We start from the raw sequence: 15301 nt of genomic DNA, 5'->3' as shown, positions 1-15301 counted from the left end.
GGCCGGAGCCCTACCCCTAGGATCACCGAGCTGATACGCCCGAAGTCATGGCCGCCGGCTCCACCGGGGAACGCCCGTTTTTTGAGATCATCACCAGCATCCGCTATTGGGTGATCCACGCCATCACACTGCCCTCCATCTTCCTGGCGGGATTCCTGTTTGTGTCCACCGGCCTGGCCTACGACGCTTTCGGAACTCCCCGTCCTGACGCCTACTTCCAGGCCACCGAAAGCAAAGCTCCGGTCGTGAGCCAGCGCTACGAGGGCAAGTCCCAACTCGACGACCGTCTGCAATAAGGCTGAACCATGACCCAATCCCCCGCCACCTCCACGCCGCGCAACTATCCAATCTTCACGGTGCGCTGGCTTGCCGTTCACACCCTCGGCGTTCCCACCGTGTTTTTCCTGGGCGCGCTGGCCGCCATGCAGTTCATCCGACGCTGATCCCCTTCCTGACATCCCATGGAGCGCAATCCCAACCCCAACAACCTGCCGGTTGAGCTGAACCGCACAAGCCTCTACCTCGGCTTGTTGCTGGTGTTCACCACGGGCATCCTCTTCTCCAGCTACTTCTTCAACTGAGGACTCCAATCATGAGTGGTAAGAAATCAGGTCTTCCTGACGGACGTATCCCCGATCGTCTTCCCGACGGCCGCCCCGCTGTCGCTTGGCGTTCCCGTTGGACCGAAGGCACCCTGCCCCTCTGGCTGGTAGCCACCGCTGGCGGTATGGCCGTGCTGTTCGTGGTGGGACTGTTCTTCTACGGCTCCTACACCGGCGTTGGTTCCGCCTGATCGCCTTTCAATCGGACTCTGAACAGCCTCCGGCGACGCTGCTGGGGGCTTTTTTGTGGGTCCCGTCAAGGCAAAGCTCAGGCCTTTGTGCTTGTGCTCCAGCAGCCTACTCACTTAATTTTTTTGGTAGCAAAGGGCCCCAATGGTCAGCACAGAACCCCGTCGTCAACGACGTCCCAAAAAACGCGAGCTGTTCTGCCCAGCGCACCCGGAGCAACGCATCGAGGGCAACGGCAAAAAGTACTTTCTGCACCTGCTCAGCCCCCAGCAGTTGCAACAACGGGGCGTGTCGGCCAAACGTGCCCAGCTGATCATCAACGCCCACCCCGTGCTCGTTCTCAGTAACGAATGGCTGGAGGAGTTGTATTGCCCGTTGTGCGGCAGCCTGCACTGGTGCCACATCACCAAACACGACCGTGTGCTGCACACAGTGCGCTGGGCCCCACGGGAGCTCTGGGAGCAAGTGGCCCATGTGGATCCGATTGCCGCCAACCCAACGGTGAGTGAATTCACCCGCAACGCCGCACGACGCCACCGCCAGAAGCGGGTAGATGGCAAACGCTTTTACGACTGAACGCTGTAAACGTTGCGGTACCAGCGGGCAAAGTGCTCCACACCGACTTCGATCGGCGTGGACGGCTTGAAGCCCACCCAGGCCTCCAGGGCCGTGGTGTCGGCGGCGGTGGCAACAACATCCCCCGGCTGCATCGGCTGAAAGTTTTTGATCGCCTCACGCCCCAGGGCCTGCTCCATCACCTCGATGAAGCGCAGCAGTTCTGTTGGTTGGCTGTTGCCGATGTTGAACACCCGATGGGGCGCCGCCGCCGTGGCCGGATCGGGATCCAGGGGATCAAAGCTGGGGTTGGCGGTAGCGGGCTTGTCGCAGCAGCGCAGCACCCCCTCCACGATGTCGTCGATGTAGGTGAAATCGCGCTGCATCTTGCCGTGGTTGAACACCTTGATCGGCTCACCCGCCAGGATCGCCTTGGCGAACAGCATCGGCGCCATGTCCGGACGGCCCCAGGGGCCATAGACAGTGAAGAAGCGCAGACCTGTGGCCGGCAGCCCATAGAGATGGCTGTAGGTGTGGGCCATCAACTCGTTGGCCTTCTTGCTGGCCGCATACAGGCTCACCGGATGGTTCACCGGCTGCTGCTCATGGAAGGGCAGGTTGCGGTTGCCGCCGTAGACCGAACTGCTGGAGGCGTACACCAGGTTCTCCACCCCGTGATGCCGGCAGCCTTCGAGGATGTTGCCGAAGCCCACCAGATTGCTCTGGATGTAGGCCGCAGGATTCTCAAGGGAGTAGCGCACCCCCGCCTGGGCGGCCAGATTCACCACCACCCGCGGCTTCTCCTGCGCGAACAAAGCGTTGAGGGCATCCGCGGCTTCCAGCGCTTGATGGCAGAAGCGCCAGGCCCCAGGAGGTGCCACGGCTTCGATCTGCTGCAGGCGGGCCTGCTTGAGCGCAGGGTCGTAGTAGCTGTTGAGGTTGTCGAGTCCGATCACCCTCTCGCCGCGCTGGAGCAGGCGTTGGGCCAGGGCGGCGCCAATGAAGCCTGCAGCCCCGGTGATCAGAACGGGACGGGACGCAGTTGTGGTCATGCCTCACCCTCGCCCACGCGCCAGAGCTGCAAGCCTGCCGCACGGATGGCGTCCCGCGACACCACCGAGCGCGCATCAAACACCCAGGCGGGCTGACGCATGCGCTGGGCCAGATCAGACCAATCGAGCTGCCGGTACTGGCTCCACTCCGTGAGAATCAACACGGCATCAGCCCCTTCCAGGGCAGCCGCCACAGACGCGCTCGGCCACCAGGTGCCTTCGCCGCTGAGAGAGGCCCGGGTGGGGCCGGACTCGGCATCCGGGGCTTCGCTGGCGGGCAGGCCTAGATCGCGGGCGATCTGCTCGGACTCCACCTTGGGATCGTGGATGGCGAGCTGCGCCCCTTCCTCGAGAAGATCCTTGGCGATGCGGATCGCCGGCGCTTCGCGGGTGTCGTTGGTGTCGGCCTTGAAGGCAAAACCAAGGATCGCCAGACGCTTGCCAGTCACGGTGCCGAAAAGTTTCTGCACCACCAGGCGGGCAATCCGGTGCTGCTGCCAGGTGTTGAGCTGCACCACCGACTCCCAGTAGTCGGCCACCTCGGGCAAACCGAAATGACGGCAGAGATACACCAGATTGAGAATGTCCTTCTGGAAGCAGCTGCCCCCGAAGCCCGGGCCGGCATTGAGGAATTTGGGACCGATGCGACTGTCGGTGCCGATCGCCCGGGCCACCTCGCGCACATCGGCGCCGGTGGCTTCGCAGAGGGCCGCCACGGAATTGATTGAACTGATGCGCTGGGCCAGAAAGGCATTGGCGGTGAGCTTGGAGAGCTCACTGCTCCAGAGGTTGGTGCGCAGGATGCGCTCCTGGGGAACCCAGTGGCCATACACGCAGGCCAAAGCATCGATTGCCTCGGGGTGCTCTCCGCCGATCAAGACGCGATCGGGAGCTTCCAGATCACGCACGGCGGTGCCCTCCGCCAGAAATTCAGGATTGGAGAGCACAGCAAAGCTGCGCGATCCACTGGGATCCGATTGCTGAGTGGCCGCGAGGATCGACTTCACAGCCTCGGCGGTGCGCACCGGCAAGGTGCTTTTCTCCACCACGATCGTGTGCCCCTGGGCGGACTTGGCCACCTGGCGAGCGCAGGCCTCAACCCAGCGCAGATCACTGGCCTGGCCGGCACCCAGGCCTTTGGTTTTGGTGGGGGTGTTCACGGAGATGAACACCATGTCGGCAGCGGCGATGGCCTCATCCACCGCCGTGGAGAAGTGCAGATTGCGGCCGCGGGCGCGGCCCACCACGGCGTCCAAGCCAGGTTCGTACACCGGCAGCTTGCTGAGGTCGGCGTCATTCCAGGCGTCGATGCGCGCCTGGTTAATATCCACCACGGTGACTTGAATGTCGGGGCAGCGATCCGCGATCACCGCCATGGTGGGCCCGCCCACATAGCCGGCACCAATGCAGCAGATCCGTTGCACTGGCATGGCTGGCACAGACATTGCCATCTAGGATCTTCTCTTCAATCGTGTTGGGGAAGGTTACCGCTGCTGAAGAGCGTTGAGCAGCAGCGGCAGATCGGTGGTGGGGTCGGCCCAGGCCAGGGTCTGCTCGTCGGCGTCACCGCGAAGAGCCTTCAAGCGCACCTGTCCCTGCTCGACTTCGCCATCACCGAGCACCAGGGCCCAAGGAGCTCCGCAACGATCGGCGCGTTTGAACTGCTTGCCAAAAGCAGCCCCGGAGCCATCCAGTTCCACGGCGAGACCGGCCTGGCGCAAGTTACGAGCTAAACCAAGGGCCGCCGCTTCGGCCGCCTCACCGCGATTCACCAAATAAACCGTGGGTGGTGTGGGGGCGGTGAGCTGCGCGGCGGGGCCCTCAGGGTTGGCTTTAGCGGCAGCTTCGAGCACCAGCAGCAAGCGCTCCATGCCCAGGGCCCAGCCGATCGCCGGCGTGGCAGCACCACCAAGTTGTTCCACCAGACCGTCGTAGCGGCCCCCGCCGCAGACGGTGGACTGGGCGCCGAGCTGATCGCTGGTGATTTCAAAGGCGGTGTGGCCGTAGTAATCAAGGCCCCGCACCAGCCGGGTGTTCACGCGAAAGGGAATCGCCAGCTGACCCAGCAGGGCCTGCACCTGCTCGAAGCGCTGGGCACTTTCGGGGCTCAACGCCTCCAACAAGGTGGGGGCGTCCGCCAACAGGGCCTGGGTGGCCTTGTTTTTGCTGTCGAGGATGCGCAGGGGGTTGGTGCTGAGGCGCTCCTGCGAATCAGCATCGAGCTGGTCCTGGCGCTCCTGCAACCAGGCCACCAGTTGGGCGCGGTAATGCTGACGATCCTCAGGGGTGCCGAGACTGTTGATCTCCAGCTCCAGGCCTTGCACGCCCAGGGCAGCAAGCAGATCCCAGGCGAGAGCAATCGCTTCCACGTCGCTGCGGGCACTGCTCACCCCAATGCACTCCACACCGATCTGATGGAACTGGCGCTGGCGGCCGGCCTGGGGGCGCTCGTAGCGGAACATCGGCCCGGTGTACCAGAGCTTCTGGGCACCCTGGCTGAGCAGACCGTGCTGCACGGCTGCCCGCACCACCGAAGCCGTGCCTTCCGGGCGCAGGGTGCAGGAGCGCTCACCGCGATCGAGGAAGGAATACATCTCCTTGCCCACAACATCGGTGCCCTCACCGATACCGCGGGCGAACAAGTCGGTGACCTCCAGCAAGGGTGTGCGGATCTCTTCAACCCCTGCCCGGCGGAAGTGATCACGGGCCACGGCCTCCACCGCCTGCCAGCGGCGGGTCTGCTCCGGCAGCAGGTCGACCATGCCGCGCAGGCTCTGCAGCTGACTCACGCCCATCCCATCGTTCGCTGCCTGGAAGTCTGCCGTCTTGCCGTGCCTCTGAATGGCAAGACGCCTAGCTTGAAGCTGAACACGCTTGCTGAATGGCCGAGTCGGATGTGCGTTGGCTGCAGCGCCTCGAGAATTACGGACGAGCGCTCGGCACACTCGAACGCGCCATTCAGCTTGCTCAGACTCGAGCCTTGAGCGAGCTCGAGCAACAAGGGTTGATTCAGGCGTTTGAATTCACCCATGAATTGAGCTGGTTGTTGCTCAAAGACTTTTTGGTGAATCAGGGCGTGAGTGGCATCAGCGGCTCCAGGGACGCCGTGCGTGAAGCGGTTGTGCGTGAGCTGCTGCCAGCGGGAACGGAAACCACCTGGATGGCCATGATCCGCAGCCGCAATCTCACCAGCCACAGCTACAACCCAGCGATCGCCAGAGAGATTGCCGACCTGATTGTGAGCCAGTCCATCGATGCGCTGCAGGCCCTGCAACAGGAACTTCAACGCCGCGCCGCACCGCCATGTTGATCCCAGGCATTCCAGACGCTGAAGGCCAACAGCTTCTCAAGCTGATCGGAGCGCATCCAAGCGTGAACCGTGTGGTGCTGTATGGGTCCAGGGCGCTCGGGCGTCAGCGCTCGGGCTCCGATATTGATCTTTGCCTCGACGCACCCGCCATGGGGCTTGCGGACCTGCTGGAGCTGGGCGGAGCCCTCGATGATTTGCTGTTGCCATGGCGAATTGATCTGCAGCTGCGCCATTTGATCGATCACCAAGACCTTCTCGACCACATCGAACGCGCGGGCCAGGTGCTGTGGGCCCGCGATTGCGTTCACCACACCCGGTAGACGATCCGTCCCAACAGTTCACGCAAGACCCGGGAGCTGTCATCGAGGGAACGGGCGCTTGGGAACCACTGAGTGGGATCGCGCCAAAGGGGGCCCGCCCAAGCGCCGCGGGCCTGAAAATCCACCGGGAAGGGCTGCACCACGAGGCCCTGGCGCTCGAACAGGCGCTGGGCGCGGCGCATGTGAAAGGCACTGGTGACCAGGAGGATCGGCGCGCGCGCGGGCAGCAGCTGGGCGATGGCGGCCGCCTCCTCGTCGGTGTTGACCACCGGCGGCGTGCTGGCCATGGCAGCTGCGGGAATGCCCAACTGCTGGGCTTCGCGGAGGTAGCGCTCACCTTCCGGGGGCTGACCGGGGCGGAAGGGGCTGGCGCCACCGGTGAACAGCAGCCGCGGCGCCTTGCCGGCACGGTAGAGATCGAGGCCGGCCAGGAAGCGATCGGGATCGTGCCACTCGCTCACCCGCGCCGAACCGGGGGCGGGATGGCGGCCGCCGCTGAGCACCACGATCGCAGCGGCAGCGGAGGCCGCAGCAGCAGGCTGACGGGTCCAGGGGGCTTCCAGCCAACGCCAGAGGCCCTGGCTCACCAACCCCAGAGAAAACACCCACAGCAACAGCAGGGCGGTGATCACGGGCCAGCGCCAACGGCCGAGCAGACCCAGCAGCAGCAGGATCAGACTGAGGCCGAGGGGGAGCAGTGCTAGGGGGAGAAGCTTGCTGAGGATGTAGGCCATGGCCGGCGCAGCGTCAGAGCAGCCAACGCAGGTCGCGCTTGAGCTCTATGGCCATGCGGGAACCATCGTTCAAGCGTTGCTCCAGTTCAGAAGGGGTGAGCACCAGGGCATCACAACTGAGGGGAAGGTCGGCGAGCGGCCACTGCTGCAGGCGCTCAATCTGACCGCCTTTGGCCTGGGCATCCACCAGGATCAGATCAAGGTCGCTGCCAAAGGCGGCCGTGCCACGCCCGTAACTGCCGAACACACCCAGGCGCTGCAGGCTTGGAACCCGCCGTTGCTGCTGCTGTGCCCAGACCTGCACGTCGTCGAGGACCTGCTCAGGAGCTGGCCAGCGCCAGACGGATTGCTTCAACGAGCGCACGGGCATGGCTAATGGCGTCTGAACTTTGCAGGCGGCCGAAGTGGTCGGTGGGGGCACCTTCCGGCAGGCTATCGGGGTAACGCGTGGGGATGTACAGAGCATCCAGCACCCGCAAGCGGTCTTCCAGATCCGTCACCGCTGCGGCCAGTTGCTCAACAACCGCCTCAGGCAGCTCCCGGTAAGACCGCCCCAAGCCGTGGCCCCAGCTCTGCTGCCCCTGCTGAAGATGCAAAGCTTTCAAGGCCTTTTCAACAGCCTGATGGGAGGCAAAGCAGGCCCATTCGTGGTGGCCCGCCCCTGCGCTGAGGCTGGCCTGGGCTAGATCCGCCTGGGCCTGATGCAACCAATCCGCCGAACGATTCATAAGGCCATTCTGAATCGGCACTAGCCTCCCCGGCGCTCAGCCAGCACCAAAGGCTCGTAGCTCACGGAGATCCCAAACTCCTCAGCGAACTCCACCACCCGGCACCAGGCGCGGTCACCGCTGGGGCCTGGGCGGAGGATGCCGGTGAGGATCACCGGGGCGTTGCCGGTCTGCAGGGTGAGTTCCACCAACGGCCATCCCACCGACGCCTGCACGGCATCGTCACGGTAGGTGAGAGCCACATCGAGGGCCCCGATCAGGATGCGGCGCAGGCTGGCATCCCAGACGTAGGGAATCTCGTAGCGGTTGAGCAAATCCGCGGCGAGTGCCCAGGAGCGGCCCAGCGCGTCGATCTGCACCGCCAGATCGGCGCCACGGGCCTGGATCACGGTCTCGCCCTTGAAGACCAAGGGCGCGGCAGGCGTGGGTGAGGGATCACCGCGCAGCAGGGCGCGGATGCGCTGGCGCAGCTGCTCGCCACCGTCGCTGGGGCCATTCTTCTCGAGCTGCAGCAGATCCCAGCGCTCGCCGCTGCCGCCCCAGATCATGGGCCCGTAGTTGTCGTGCATCACGCGGCCATCGCGATTGGAGGCGGCTTCCGCGTGGGTCATCACCGATTGCAGGCTGATGTCTCCCTCCTGCCAGCCCCAGCTGCGGGCGATCGCGGCGGCTTCGGTGCAGAGGCTGGTGAGCTGAGCGGGAGTGGGCGGCAGGGTCCAGGGGTCGGGGATGCCGCCCATGCAGGCGCAGGAGAGAGCGACGCTGTTGCGGTTGCGGCCGTAGGTGTGGGCGGGCAGATCCACGCTGTAGGCATGGAGCCGATGCACCCGGCCGTCGCCGCCGATGATCGAGTGGTAGTGCCCGGGCCGGATCCAGTCGTAGCCGGTGGCCGTCCAGTGCAAATAGATGACGGCAGCCATCATGCCAACCAAGTGCTTAGGCCAAGGATGGCCAGGCGTCGGCGACCCGTCGACAAGGCATCAAAATGACGCCATGGCCGTGCATGGGCAGCAGGACTGGGCCAAGCGCTTCGCAGCCGATGCCGCGCCGCTGTCAGGTCCTTGCCCGCGAAACGCCTGCACGGGAGATTCCATAGCCGAAACAACGCGAATGGTTCCATCTCCATCAACCAGCCAGTCAAGGCAATCAAACGGCCCCAAGGCAAAGCGCTCTCGGATGGCAGCCGGGATGACGGTCTGTCCGCGCGAGGTCATCGCGCTTCTCAACCCCCAACTCCTGAATTCCAAATCCCCCTAAACGTCATTCGCTAATAGTGCCTAAGGAGTGTCACTGAGATGGCCAGAGCTTCAGCATCAATTAAATTAGGAAGTGCTGCTGGTGACATCACTCCTGAGCAAGCCAATCGAGCCAGGCGAGGCTCTCAACAAGCCTGACGCGTGCCATGGCTGACACGGTCCACGTTGTGAACATTGCCGCGGGTGGCGGCCACCAAATCATCGAGAATGCGGTCGGTCACCTCCTCATGGGAGATTGAGCGGTCGCGGTCACGATTGACGTAGAGCTTGATCGCCTCGAGCTCCTACAATCGAGGGGGGGGGGGGGCTGAAACATTAGGCGCAACAAAGCGTCACCGGGTAACCCGAGAGCGGATCCTTGCAGGTGAACTCGAGCAGCTCATTCGAGACCGTATGGAGCCTGTCCTGCCTAAGGTTCTCGGAGGTGATCAGTTCAGCTTCAGCAAGGGTGACCTGCCCACCCTTGGTCGGTCCAGTGCTGATGAGAGTGTGTGGATGTGGACAGGCGATCGCGATCGCTTCGCCCTGTGCGTTGAGCAGCCGAGAGGATCAAACAGCGGATCAATCGGAAGCGCGCTTCCAGATCGGATAGCCCGCGCGGTTGAGGTGATCCAATAGCTCCATGGGCATCTCGTGGTGGAGCGCAAGATCCACCTGCCAGGGGAGCAACAACTCATCAATGGCGTGCATGAGTTGCAACCGATCGGTGTGGGTGATCCCTTCCCCCACCAGGCAAAGATCCAGATCGGAGCCATCGTGATGCCGCCCCATGGCCCGCGATCCGAACAACCACACCTCTTTCACTGCGGTGCTCTTTTCGATCACCCCCAGCAGACGCTGACAGGCCCCCTGGGGAAGCCCAGGGATTGTTGATGTGAAAGTCATCAGTCAGCTTGCTCCTGCTGCTGGCGCTGCGTTAGTTGCTCGCGCAGGTCTTGAAAGCACAGGCGGTAACGGTTGCGGATGTTGCCGGCAATCGCCTCAGCGGTTGAGCGGTTGTAGGTGTGTGCTGTGAGGTTGCGGTCCTGGATCATCAACATCCACCCCTCACCATCGCTGACGAGTCCCAAACGAAAAGCCTCTCTCAGGGTGTCTCGTGACCCCAGCAAGGTGGCGTTGCCTTGGCTGCGAAGCAGGTCTCGCAGCGTGTTCCAGCCCAACTCAAAGCAGTACTCAAATGCCTTGATCAACCCCTGTTGTTCCCGTTCGTTCAGCGAAGGAGGGGCAAAGAACCCTTCCAGCTGCTCCAAGGCCCGGCAAAAATTGGAAAAACGCTGCTGCCAGCGCACATCTGCTGTCATACCGTCAGGCTATCGAGATCGCAGCCCGTGAACGGGCAACAGCGTGTCGACTTTCAAGCACATCGATCAGACCAAAGTGCTGATTGGCAGCGTTCGGTGAGCAGGTCATTCAGATACGCCCATCAAAACAACTCAGCGCCTCGATGAGCGCGACGCAACTCTGAGCAACGAATGGCTGGAGCAGCTGTTCTGCCCGAGGTGCTTCACACCGTGCGCTGGGCACCGCAATGCGATCAAACGGGTGGACGGCAAGCGCTATTTCGACTGATCCGGATGGATGATCACGGCGAGGTTCGGATCCAATGCAGAGCGTCCTGTCCACCTAGGACGACCCTTGTGTTGATGCGGGCATCGAAGCTCACCAGCATGCCTTGATGATGCACAGCGAGGGCCAGCGGGCATGGTGCAGCCGCTGAAACAGATGCAAGCGGCGGGGCACACACAGGCAAGCGCCTCCAACAGGGGCATGGCCAGCTGGGGGCCTGGAGCACCAGGCCAGCGAAGCCATCCATGAAGTTGGCGCAGACGCCATTGGGGTGTCGCTTGTCGCTCGCGAGACGGCGGCCTGAGAGCCGCGACAGATAACAGAGCCTCAGGCCATTCCGCCGTACTCCTCCAGCAGCGCAATCAGGTCTCGGACTCGCCTGGCATTGAGGGCGGAGGGGTCGAGCTGATGCCGGAGCTGGACGAGATTGCACTCAGCTTGGCGTTGAGCTCGGCGAGCCGCGCGTTCTCGCTCCTGAGCTGCTTCATCCGCTGCTCGTGCACGATCCTCTTCCGCTCGTCTTCTTCCCTCAGCTGCTTCATCCGCTGCTCGTGCGCGATCTTCCTCTGCTCGAACTCGATCTTCCTCCGCTCGTACTCGATCTCTCTTAGCTCGTAGTCGACAACGGGTCGCCAATTCAGCATCGCCAAAAAGCGGCGGAACCAAGGCAAGGAGGAATAGTACTCCGACTTGCTGATTGAGGGCGATTGAGCCGAGGAAGGGGAGGTGGACATGGCTGTACGACGTGAAAAGCGTGATCAGCGCGAGCAGGCCGCCCAGGATCAGGGTGATTCAGCCCTGGATATCGAATAGCAAAACCCTACCCACGCCGAGCCATCGCCGCTCATTTAATAATACACCTGTACTGCCGGGTGGCGGTGCTTGCCCTCGAGGCCGCAAGCGCAGCCCGCCAGAACCAAGCTCAGGGCCTCCTGCAGCTGAGAGCGCCACACGCCATCAGCACCCTCACGACCTGCAGCCGGAACAACTCCCGAGTGGCTTTCACAAGGCCGGCGGCCTCAACCGCCACAGCCACCACGTCCGCGGCCTGAAAGCCGCGTTGGCAGCAGATCGCCCCATGCCCCATGGGGATGAGGTGGCAGCTTGGAAACCCTGATGCGGGCCCGGCCGGAGGTGAGGTCATCCACCGAGGGGATCTGCAACACCGGGATCGCCTGGCGTTGCAACGCAGACACGATGCGGCGGCGTTCACTGCGGGGCAGCGAGGGGATCGCCAGCAAAACCTGATCGAGCTGCTCCTGGATCTCGCTCAGCCCCTGGGGCGGCTGGATCGGGATGCCGTTGATCGTGCGCCGCCAGAGACTCGGCGCATCATCGAGAAAGGACAGGATCTGGTGGTTGCCAGCCAGGCGCAGAGCCGAGGCGAGCTGGGCACCGGCCTCACCGGCCGCAGTGACCAAAGCTGCGGGGCGGCATCGGCAGACGCAACATCACGCCAAGGCCCGCCAACAGCAGCACCAACAGTCCATGGCGACCAGCGAGCCGGTAGAGAGCGCGGCTTCCGACGTAGCGCGTGAGGGCTTTGTCTTGCCCGGTGAGGGCAAGCAGCGGCAGGCCAACCAGCAACACCGCTGGCAGCAACCACAGGCTGGCAGCCTGAAAGCTGGGATGGAGCGGATGGGCCAGTCGCAGCACAAGCCGTACTGATTCTTATCGCTCGGCTGCGTCGACAGTGTCACCGAGAGCCAGTGGACAGACAACGACGGAGCTTGCACTCGCAGCCGCCAGCTCACCCCGCCGGAACAACTCCCGAGCGGTGGCGCGGCACAGAAGCGGAGCCTTGGGCCCGCGTGAATTCTGAACAGACCGCACGGAACGGCAAGTCGGGCGAACCAACAAGACAGTGCACCCATCCATGGAGCAGGGGCAAACGCCGACAACAACCCCCAAACCGAAGCCATGGCCAGCATCACGCGGTAGCGGCATATGGGTATAGACGCATACTTCGAACACAAGTAAAGAGCTTTCGGCTGTCTCTCCAGCTGCAAATTCCTTCTCATCACCCCCACAACCCCTCCAGCTTTCGCCGCACCAGACGCTCGGCTGGGCAGCGATCAGGGCATCCACAAACGCTTCGGCCAGGGCTTCTCGCTGCCAGGCTGCGTTGAGCTCGGGGGGTTCGGGGGCCAACACCTGCTCGGCATCGAAGGCAGCCGGGAGCCGCCACACCTGCACGCACGCAGCGAGGGTGGAGCCGGCGATGCCGGATCGGTGCGCCGCCTGGTGGCTGCTGAGCAACACAAGGTGTTGCTCAGCAGCCACCAGGCGGGCAACATCGGCGCTACGAAGCTGCTCTCGGGCTCTTCGGCAAGCCACCGAAGCGCGGTTGGCAAGCCCTGGGCTGCGCACCAGGCCGAGAGATGGGTCTGGAGATCGGCGAGCTCCGGCAGCTCGGCGCACAGCTGCACGGCAGCAAAGCGGCGACGCACCAGGGCATGCAGCAACGGCCGTGATACGATCGAGGCAGCGCCGGTGAGGATGAGGCAATCCGATCGGAGTGGAGCCATCGCGATGTGTAGCAGCTCGCTCAAACGCTGGGTGCGGCGCCTGAGGCTGATGCGTGTGGCCGCCTGGGCTTATGAGCACTACCGCCTGGTGCGACGCCCGCACACGCAAGGGGCGCTGGTGGCGATCTGGTGGCATGAGCAACTGCTGCTCGTGCAGACGAGCTACCGGAACGGCTATGGCCTACCGGGCGGCGGGCTGCAGCGTGGTGAAACGGCAGCCCAGGCAGCCGTACGCGAACTGCAGGAGGAGCTGGGACTCACCGTGCCAAGCAGCTGGCTGCAGAAGCCCTGGATGCTCACCGAGCACCAAGCGGGAGGACGCAACACGGTGACGATCTTTTCCTTGCCATGGCCGGCTGCAGGCGAGCCCACTGATCAACCGCCATCGCTCAATCCTGATCAGCTGGAAATCGTGGCGACGGCCTGGATGCCCCGTGAACAGGCGCTGCAGCACGTGCTTCCTGCGCACCTGCGGCGCTACCTGGAGGAACAGCGCTGATCAACACCCAGCCACCGAAGATCTTCGGTGGAGAGCTCGCCCAATCAATACGCATTGGGCGAGCGCAGATGCAGCAGGAGGCTGAGCACAGCAGGACGAGAGCGCTGAGCAGCAGATCGTGCATGCGTTTCGGCTCGGTGATGAAGCGGATCTGCGCACGGGCTGGAGCACAGCGGTAATGAGGGTGGACCTGATTTGCAGGCCTGCTTCTCACTGTTGTGCTGAGCAACCATGGTAATCACGACGCCCACGCCAAGAATTTCTCAATTCTCTGTCAACAGCAGCGAGGAATCCTGGCTCTGCTTTACGTCCTGCTTTGCACAGCGGTGTATCCCACGCTCACCGACAAAATGGCCATGCAGGTGGGCAGCAACGTCCGCTTCTCCGAGGTGCAGGCGCGCCACTGGGAGCAATTGGCCAAAGCAGCAGGGTTGTCTGGACCACAGACGAAAAAGCACCTTGCGGGGATCGCCAAACAACTGCCAAGCTGTGCTCGCGGTTTACAAACGCAAGCGCTGTATTCGGGTCAACCGCTAGTGCAGTGCATCATCGCACTGATCGAACAGCGTTGCGCACTCGCTCTGAAGCGTTTGAACACCTGAGAGCACAATCGGCGGGCGAGGCGGCCAACTGCGCGAGGATCTGTTTGATCCAGCAGTGATCAACGGGTTCTCAGCTGACGCCTGAGATGTTCATCAAGCAGCTGCTGCTCAAAGCGCTGCAACACGGCGTCTTGGCCGAAGTGCTCCTCCGCCAGCTGACGAGCCAAACGGCCGCATTGGGCGCGCAGCTCGGCGTTTTCGATCAACTCCTGAAGCGCATCCGCAAAGGCTGCGGCATCACCTGGTGGTACACAGCGCCCGGCCTGGCCGGCCAGCAAGGCCAATTCACTGCCCTCCGGTGAACTGGCTACAAGAGGGCGGCCGCTGGCGAGAATACCCAGAAGTTTGGAGGGGAGCACAAGATCAGCGGCGCCGGCTTTCTGAGGGAGGAGGTGAATATCAGCGGCATTGAGCCAATCGCTCATCCGTTCAGCTGGCTGCAGGGGCAGGTGGCGCACTTGAGGTAGGCCGGCGGTGGCTTGGATGAGTTCCGCCTTTGTGGGGCCTTCACCGGCGAGGAGCCACACCAGGTTGGGCTGAGCGCTGAGGCGTTGGATCACCTCAGCAAGCATCTCCAGGCCCTGCTTCTTGTTCATCGAGCCCGAGTAGAGGAGCACGATCTGATCAGGGCTGATGCCGAGCTCCTGGCGGTAGCTGTTGGCGCTACGGGCGGCACCGCGTTGGGGCTGAATGGCCTTGAGATCCACCCAGTTGGGGAGCAGTTGGCTGCGGCTGGCGGGCACACCTTTGGTACCCAGTTTTTGCACCATGGCGGTGCTGATGCTGCTCACCACCGAGAAGCCCTGCAGGGTGCGCCGCTCCCAACCCTCGGCGAGTGCACGCAACCAACGCCCCTTGAGCAAGCCAAGCTCGAAGGCAGCATCCAGTTCAAAATCCTGGATATGCAACCAGCTGATGCATGGCCGGCCCACCACGCGGCGCAACAACAGGGCTCCGGGTGCGCAAAAAAACGCCGGGGCCACGGTGATCACCACATCCGGCCGCCAAGCCCGCTGCGCGAGCAGGGGCACAAGGCTGGAGAGGGCAAAGCTGGCGAGATGCAGGAGTCTGGTGAGGCCACTGGGCCGGCGCGGCACCCAGAGGGGGCAGCGCTGCACGAACAGGCCATCGTGCTGTTCAGTGGCATAGGCATTGCGATGGCTGGGCTGCACCCGCCATTGCGGGAAATAGGGAGGTGCCGTGATCACACGAACTTGATGACCGCGCGAAGTGAGCCAACGCGCCCATTCACCTGTGTATTTGCCAATTCCCACGGGCTCTGGCTGGAAGTTGAGCCCGTAGATGAGGATCTTCACAAAACAGTTCCGTTAAAACAATGTAAGGGGTCTCTAGGTGTTGT

General features: G+C 63.3%; 23 protein-coding genes and 1 pseudogene. 9 read left to right on the top strand and 15 right to left on the bottom strand.

Annotation, left to right across the window (positions count from 1 at the left end; all coding sequences use genetic code 11):
• Positions 1-47 precede the first annotated feature (47 nt).
• From psbE to SynBMKMC1_RS01615, 5 genes are all read left to right on the top strand, one after another.
• Positions 48-296, top strand: coding sequence for a cytochrome b559 subunit alpha (gene psbE / locus SynBMKMC1_RS01635; protein WP_011932178.1), 249 nt, complete (start codon positions 48-50; stop codon positions 294-296).
• 9 nt (positions 297-305) lie between these two features.
• Positions 306-443 (top strand): cytochrome b559 subunit beta, encoded by a 138-nt coding sequence (gene psbF, locus SynBMKMC1_RS01630; protein WP_011932177.1) that lies wholly within the window; start codon positions 306-308, stop codon positions 441-443.
• A gap of 18 nt (positions 444-461) precedes the next feature.
• The gene (locus SynBMKMC1_RS01625) at positions 462-581 is read left to right on the top strand and encodes a photosystem II reaction center protein L (RefSeq protein ID WP_186472498.1); all 120 of its coding nucleotides are present in this window, start codon (positions 462-464) and stop codon (positions 579-581) included.
• Positions 582-592: 11 nt separating this feature from the next.
• On the top strand, positions 593-793 hold the full coding sequence (locus SynBMKMC1_RS01620; protein WP_011932176.1) for a photosystem II reaction center protein J: 201 nt from the start codon (positions 593-595) through the stop codon (positions 791-793).
• Positions 794-935: 142 nt separating this feature from the next.
• Positions 936-1367 carry a hypothetical protein gene (locus tag SynBMKMC1_RS01615; protein WP_186472497.1) on the top strand — a complete coding sequence of 144 codons (432 nt, stop codon included), beginning with the start codon at positions 936-938 and terminating at the stop codon, positions 1365-1367.
• Here SynBMKMC1_RS01615 and SynBMKMC1_RS01610 read toward each other — a convergent pair.
• The 3 genes from SynBMKMC1_RS01610 to hisS are packed head-to-tail and all read right to left on the bottom strand — an operon-like array spanning position 1358 to position 5187.
• On the bottom strand, positions 1358-2398 hold the full coding sequence (locus SynBMKMC1_RS01610) for an NAD-dependent epimerase (RefSeq protein ID WP_186472496.1): 1041 nt from the start codon (positions 2396-2398) through the stop codon (positions 1358-1360). The two genes, SynBMKMC1_RS01615 and SynBMKMC1_RS01610, sit on opposite strands and share 10 nt — an antisense overlap.
• On the bottom strand, positions 2395-3828 hold the full coding sequence (locus tag SynBMKMC1_RS01605; protein ID WP_186472495.1) for a nucleotide sugar dehydrogenase: 1434 nt from the start codon (positions 3826-3828) through the stop codon (positions 2395-2397). The genes SynBMKMC1_RS01610 and SynBMKMC1_RS01605 overlap by 4 nt, the downstream gene beginning before the upstream one ends.
• Before the next feature lie 54 nt (positions 3829-3882).
• On the bottom strand, positions 3883-5187 hold the full coding sequence (hisS, locus tag SynBMKMC1_RS01600; protein ID WP_186472494.1) for a histidine--tRNA ligase: 1305 nt from the start codon (positions 5185-5187) through the stop codon (positions 3883-3885).
• Between the two features lie 92 nt (positions 5188-5279).
• Between hisS and SynBMKMC1_RS01595 the strand changes: the two genes are divergently transcribed.
• Positions 5280-5708, top strand: a complete 429-nt coding sequence (locus tag SynBMKMC1_RS01595; RefSeq protein WP_186472493.1) for a nucleotidyltransferase substrate binding protein — start codon at positions 5280-5282, stop codon at positions 5706-5708.
• Positions 5702-6028 (top strand): nucleotidyltransferase domain-containing protein, encoded by a 327-nt coding sequence (locus tag SynBMKMC1_RS01590; RefSeq protein ID WP_186472492.1) that lies wholly within the window; start codon positions 5702-5704, stop codon positions 6026-6028. The genes SynBMKMC1_RS01595 and SynBMKMC1_RS01590 overlap by 7 nt, the downstream gene beginning before the upstream one ends.
• On the opposite strand, the gene SynBMKMC1_RS01585 is transcribed toward SynBMKMC1_RS01590, so the two are convergent.
• From SynBMKMC1_RS01585 to SynBMKMC1_RS01540, 11 genes and pseudogenes are all read right to left on the bottom strand, one after another.
• On the bottom strand, positions 6013-6762 hold the full coding sequence (locus SynBMKMC1_RS01585; protein ID WP_186472491.1) for a YdcF family protein: 750 nt from the start codon (positions 6760-6762) through the stop codon (positions 6013-6015). The genes SynBMKMC1_RS01590 and SynBMKMC1_RS01585 overlap by 16 nt on opposite strands.
• Before the next feature lie 13 nt (positions 6763-6775).
• Positions 6776-7126, bottom strand: coding sequence for a nucleotidyltransferase domain-containing protein (locus SynBMKMC1_RS01580; protein WP_255442470.1), 351 nt, complete (start codon positions 7124-7126; stop codon positions 6776-6778).
• The gene (locus SynBMKMC1_RS01575; protein ID WP_186472489.1) at positions 7083-7490 is read right to left on the bottom strand and encodes a HEPN domain-containing protein; all 408 of its coding nucleotides are present in this window, start codon (positions 7488-7490) and stop codon (positions 7083-7085) included. The genes SynBMKMC1_RS01580 and SynBMKMC1_RS01575 overlap by 44 nt, the downstream gene beginning before the upstream one ends.
• Positions 7491-7510: 20 nt before the next feature.
• Positions 7511-8410, bottom strand: coding sequence for an N-acetylmuramoyl-L-alanine amidase (locus tag SynBMKMC1_RS01570; protein ID WP_186472488.1), 900 nt, complete (start codon positions 8408-8410; stop codon positions 7511-7513).
• A 461-nt stretch (positions 8411-8871) separates the two neighbouring features.
• Positions 8872-9229: pseudogene (locus tag SynBMKMC1_RS01565) on the bottom strand (NADPH-dependent 7-cyano-7-deazaguanine reductase QueF).
• 78 nt (positions 9230-9307) lie between these two features.
• The gene (locus SynBMKMC1_RS01560; protein ID WP_186472487.1) at positions 9308-9631 is read right to left on the bottom strand and encodes a nucleotidyltransferase domain-containing protein; all 324 of its coding nucleotides are present in this window, start codon (positions 9629-9631) and stop codon (positions 9308-9310) included.
• Complete coding sequence (locus SynBMKMC1_RS01555; RefSeq protein ID WP_186472486.1) at positions 9631-10047, bottom strand: nucleotidyltransferase substrate binding protein; 417 nt, start codon at positions 10045-10047, stop codon at positions 9631-9633. Before SynBMKMC1_RS01555 ends, SynBMKMC1_RS01560 begins: the two co-directional genes overlap by 1 nt.
• 627 nt (positions 10048-10674) lie before the next feature.
• A complete protein-coding gene (locus SynBMKMC1_RS01550; RefSeq protein ID WP_186472485.1) occupies positions 10675-11046 on the bottom strand; it encodes a hypothetical protein in 372 nt (123 codons plus the stop codon).
• A 285-nt stretch (positions 11047-11331) separates the two neighbouring features.
• Positions 11332-11733 carry a nucleoside-diphosphate sugar epimerase/dehydratase gene (locus SynBMKMC1_RS14585; RefSeq protein ID WP_255486255.1) on the bottom strand — a complete coding sequence of 134 codons (402 nt, stop codon included), beginning with the start codon at positions 11731-11733 and terminating at the stop codon, positions 11332-11334.
• The gene (locus tag SynBMKMC1_RS14580; RefSeq protein WP_255486254.1) at positions 11714-11968 is read right to left on the bottom strand and encodes a hypothetical protein; all 255 of its coding nucleotides are present in this window, start codon (positions 11966-11968) and stop codon (positions 11714-11716) included. Before SynBMKMC1_RS14580 ends, SynBMKMC1_RS14585 begins: the two co-directional genes overlap by 20 nt.
• 15 nt (positions 11969-11983) lie before the next feature.
• Entirely contained in the window at positions 11984-12733 is a 750-nt protein-coding gene (locus tag SynBMKMC1_RS01540) for a hypothetical protein (RefSeq protein WP_186472484.1), read from the bottom strand.
• A 111-nt stretch (positions 12734-12844) separates the two neighbouring features.
• Here SynBMKMC1_RS01540 and SynBMKMC1_RS01535 point away from each other — a divergent pair, with 111 nt between their 5' ends.
• Positions 12845-13339, top strand: a complete 495-nt coding sequence (locus SynBMKMC1_RS01535) for an NUDIX hydrolase (protein ID WP_186472483.1) — start codon at positions 12845-12847, stop codon at positions 13337-13339.
• A gap of 218 nt (positions 13340-13557) precedes the next feature.
• Positions 13558-13941, top strand: coding sequence for a HipA domain-containing protein (locus tag SynBMKMC1_RS01530; protein WP_186472482.1), 384 nt, complete (start codon positions 13558-13560; stop codon positions 13939-13941).
• A 59-nt stretch (positions 13942-14000) separates the two neighbouring features.
• Here SynBMKMC1_RS01530 and SynBMKMC1_RS01525 read toward each other — a convergent pair whose 3' ends face one another.
• On the bottom strand, positions 14001-15257 hold the full coding sequence (locus SynBMKMC1_RS01525; RefSeq protein ID WP_186472481.1) for a glycosyltransferase WbuB: 1257 nt from the start codon (positions 15255-15257) through the stop codon (positions 14001-14003).
• Between the last annotated feature and the right edge of the window lie 44 nt (positions 15258-15301).

It is taken from the genome of Synechococcus sp. BMK-MC-1 (assembly GCF_014279955.1).
Classification (GTDB): domain Bacteria; phylum Cyanobacteriota; class Cyanobacteriia; order PCC-6307; family Cyanobiaceae; genus Synechococcus_C.
The sequence above is the reverse complement of the archived record's forward strand: the minus strand, read 5'-3'. Positions and strand labels throughout refer to the sequence as shown.

What these genes read in the sequence shown, in the direction of transcription:
- psbE (WP_011932178.1), top strand. Translation starts at nt 48, where the DNA reads ATGGCCGCCGGCTCCACCGGGGAACGCCCGTTTTTTGAGATCATCACC.
- psbF (WP_011932177.1), top strand. Translation starts at nt 306, where the DNA reads ATGACCCAATCCCCCGCCACCTCCACGCCGCGCAACTATCCAATCTTC.
- SynBMKMC1_RS01625 (WP_186472498.1), top strand. Translation starts at nt 462, where the DNA reads ATGGAGCGCAATCCCAACCCCAACAACCTGCCGGTTGAGCTGAACCGC.
- SynBMKMC1_RS01620 (WP_011932176.1), top strand. Translation starts at nt 593, where the DNA reads ATGAGTGGTAAGAAATCAGGTCTTCCTGACGGACGTATCCCCGATCGT.
- SynBMKMC1_RS01615 (WP_186472497.1), top strand. Translation starts at nt 936, where the DNA reads ATGGTCAGCACAGAACCCCGTCGTCAACGACGTCCCAAAAAACGCGAG.
- SynBMKMC1_RS01610 (WP_186472496.1), bottom strand. Translation starts at nt 2,398, where the DNA reads ATGACCACAACTGCGTCCCGTCCCGTTCTGATCACCGGGGCTGCAGGC.
- SynBMKMC1_RS01605 (WP_186472495.1), bottom strand. Translation starts at nt 3,828, where the DNA reads ATGCCAGTGCAACGGATCTGCTGCATTGGTGCCGGCTATGTGGGCGGG.
- SynBMKMC1_RS01595 (WP_186472493.1), top strand. Translation starts at nt 5,280, where the DNA reads ATGGCCGAGTCGGATGTGCGTTGGCTGCAGCGCCTCGAGAATTACGGA.
- SynBMKMC1_RS01590 (WP_186472492.1), top strand. Translation starts at nt 5,702, where the DNA reads ATGTTGATCCCAGGCATTCCAGACGCTGAAGGCCAACAGCTTCTCAAG.
- SynBMKMC1_RS01585 (WP_186472491.1), bottom strand. Translation starts at nt 6,762, where the DNA reads ATGGCCTACATCCTCAGCAAGCTTCTCCCCCTAGCACTGCTCCCCCTC.
- SynBMKMC1_RS01575 (WP_186472489.1), bottom strand. Translation starts at nt 7,490, where the DNA reads ATGAATCGTTCGGCGGATTGGTTGCATCAGGCCCAGGCGGATCTAGCC.
- SynBMKMC1_RS01570 (WP_186472488.1), bottom strand. Translation starts at nt 8,410, where the DNA reads ATGGCTGCCGTCATCTATTTGCACTGGACGGCCACCGGCTACGACTGG.
- SynBMKMC1_RS01560 (WP_186472487.1), bottom strand. Translation starts at nt 9,631, where the DNA reads ATGACTTTCACATCAACAATCCCTGGGCTTCCCCAGGGGGCCTGTCAG.
- SynBMKMC1_RS01555 (WP_186472486.1), bottom strand. Translation starts at nt 10,047, where the DNA reads ATGACAGCAGATGTGCGCTGGCAGCAGCGTTTTTCCAATTTTTGCCGG.
- SynBMKMC1_RS01550 (WP_186472485.1), bottom strand. Translation starts at nt 11,046, where the DNA reads ATGTCCACCTCCCCTTCCTCGGCTCAATCGCCCTCAATCAGCAAGTCG.
- SynBMKMC1_RS01535 (WP_186472483.1), top strand. Translation starts at nt 12,845, where the DNA reads ATGTGTAGCAGCTCGCTCAAACGCTGGGTGCGGCGCCTGAGGCTGATG.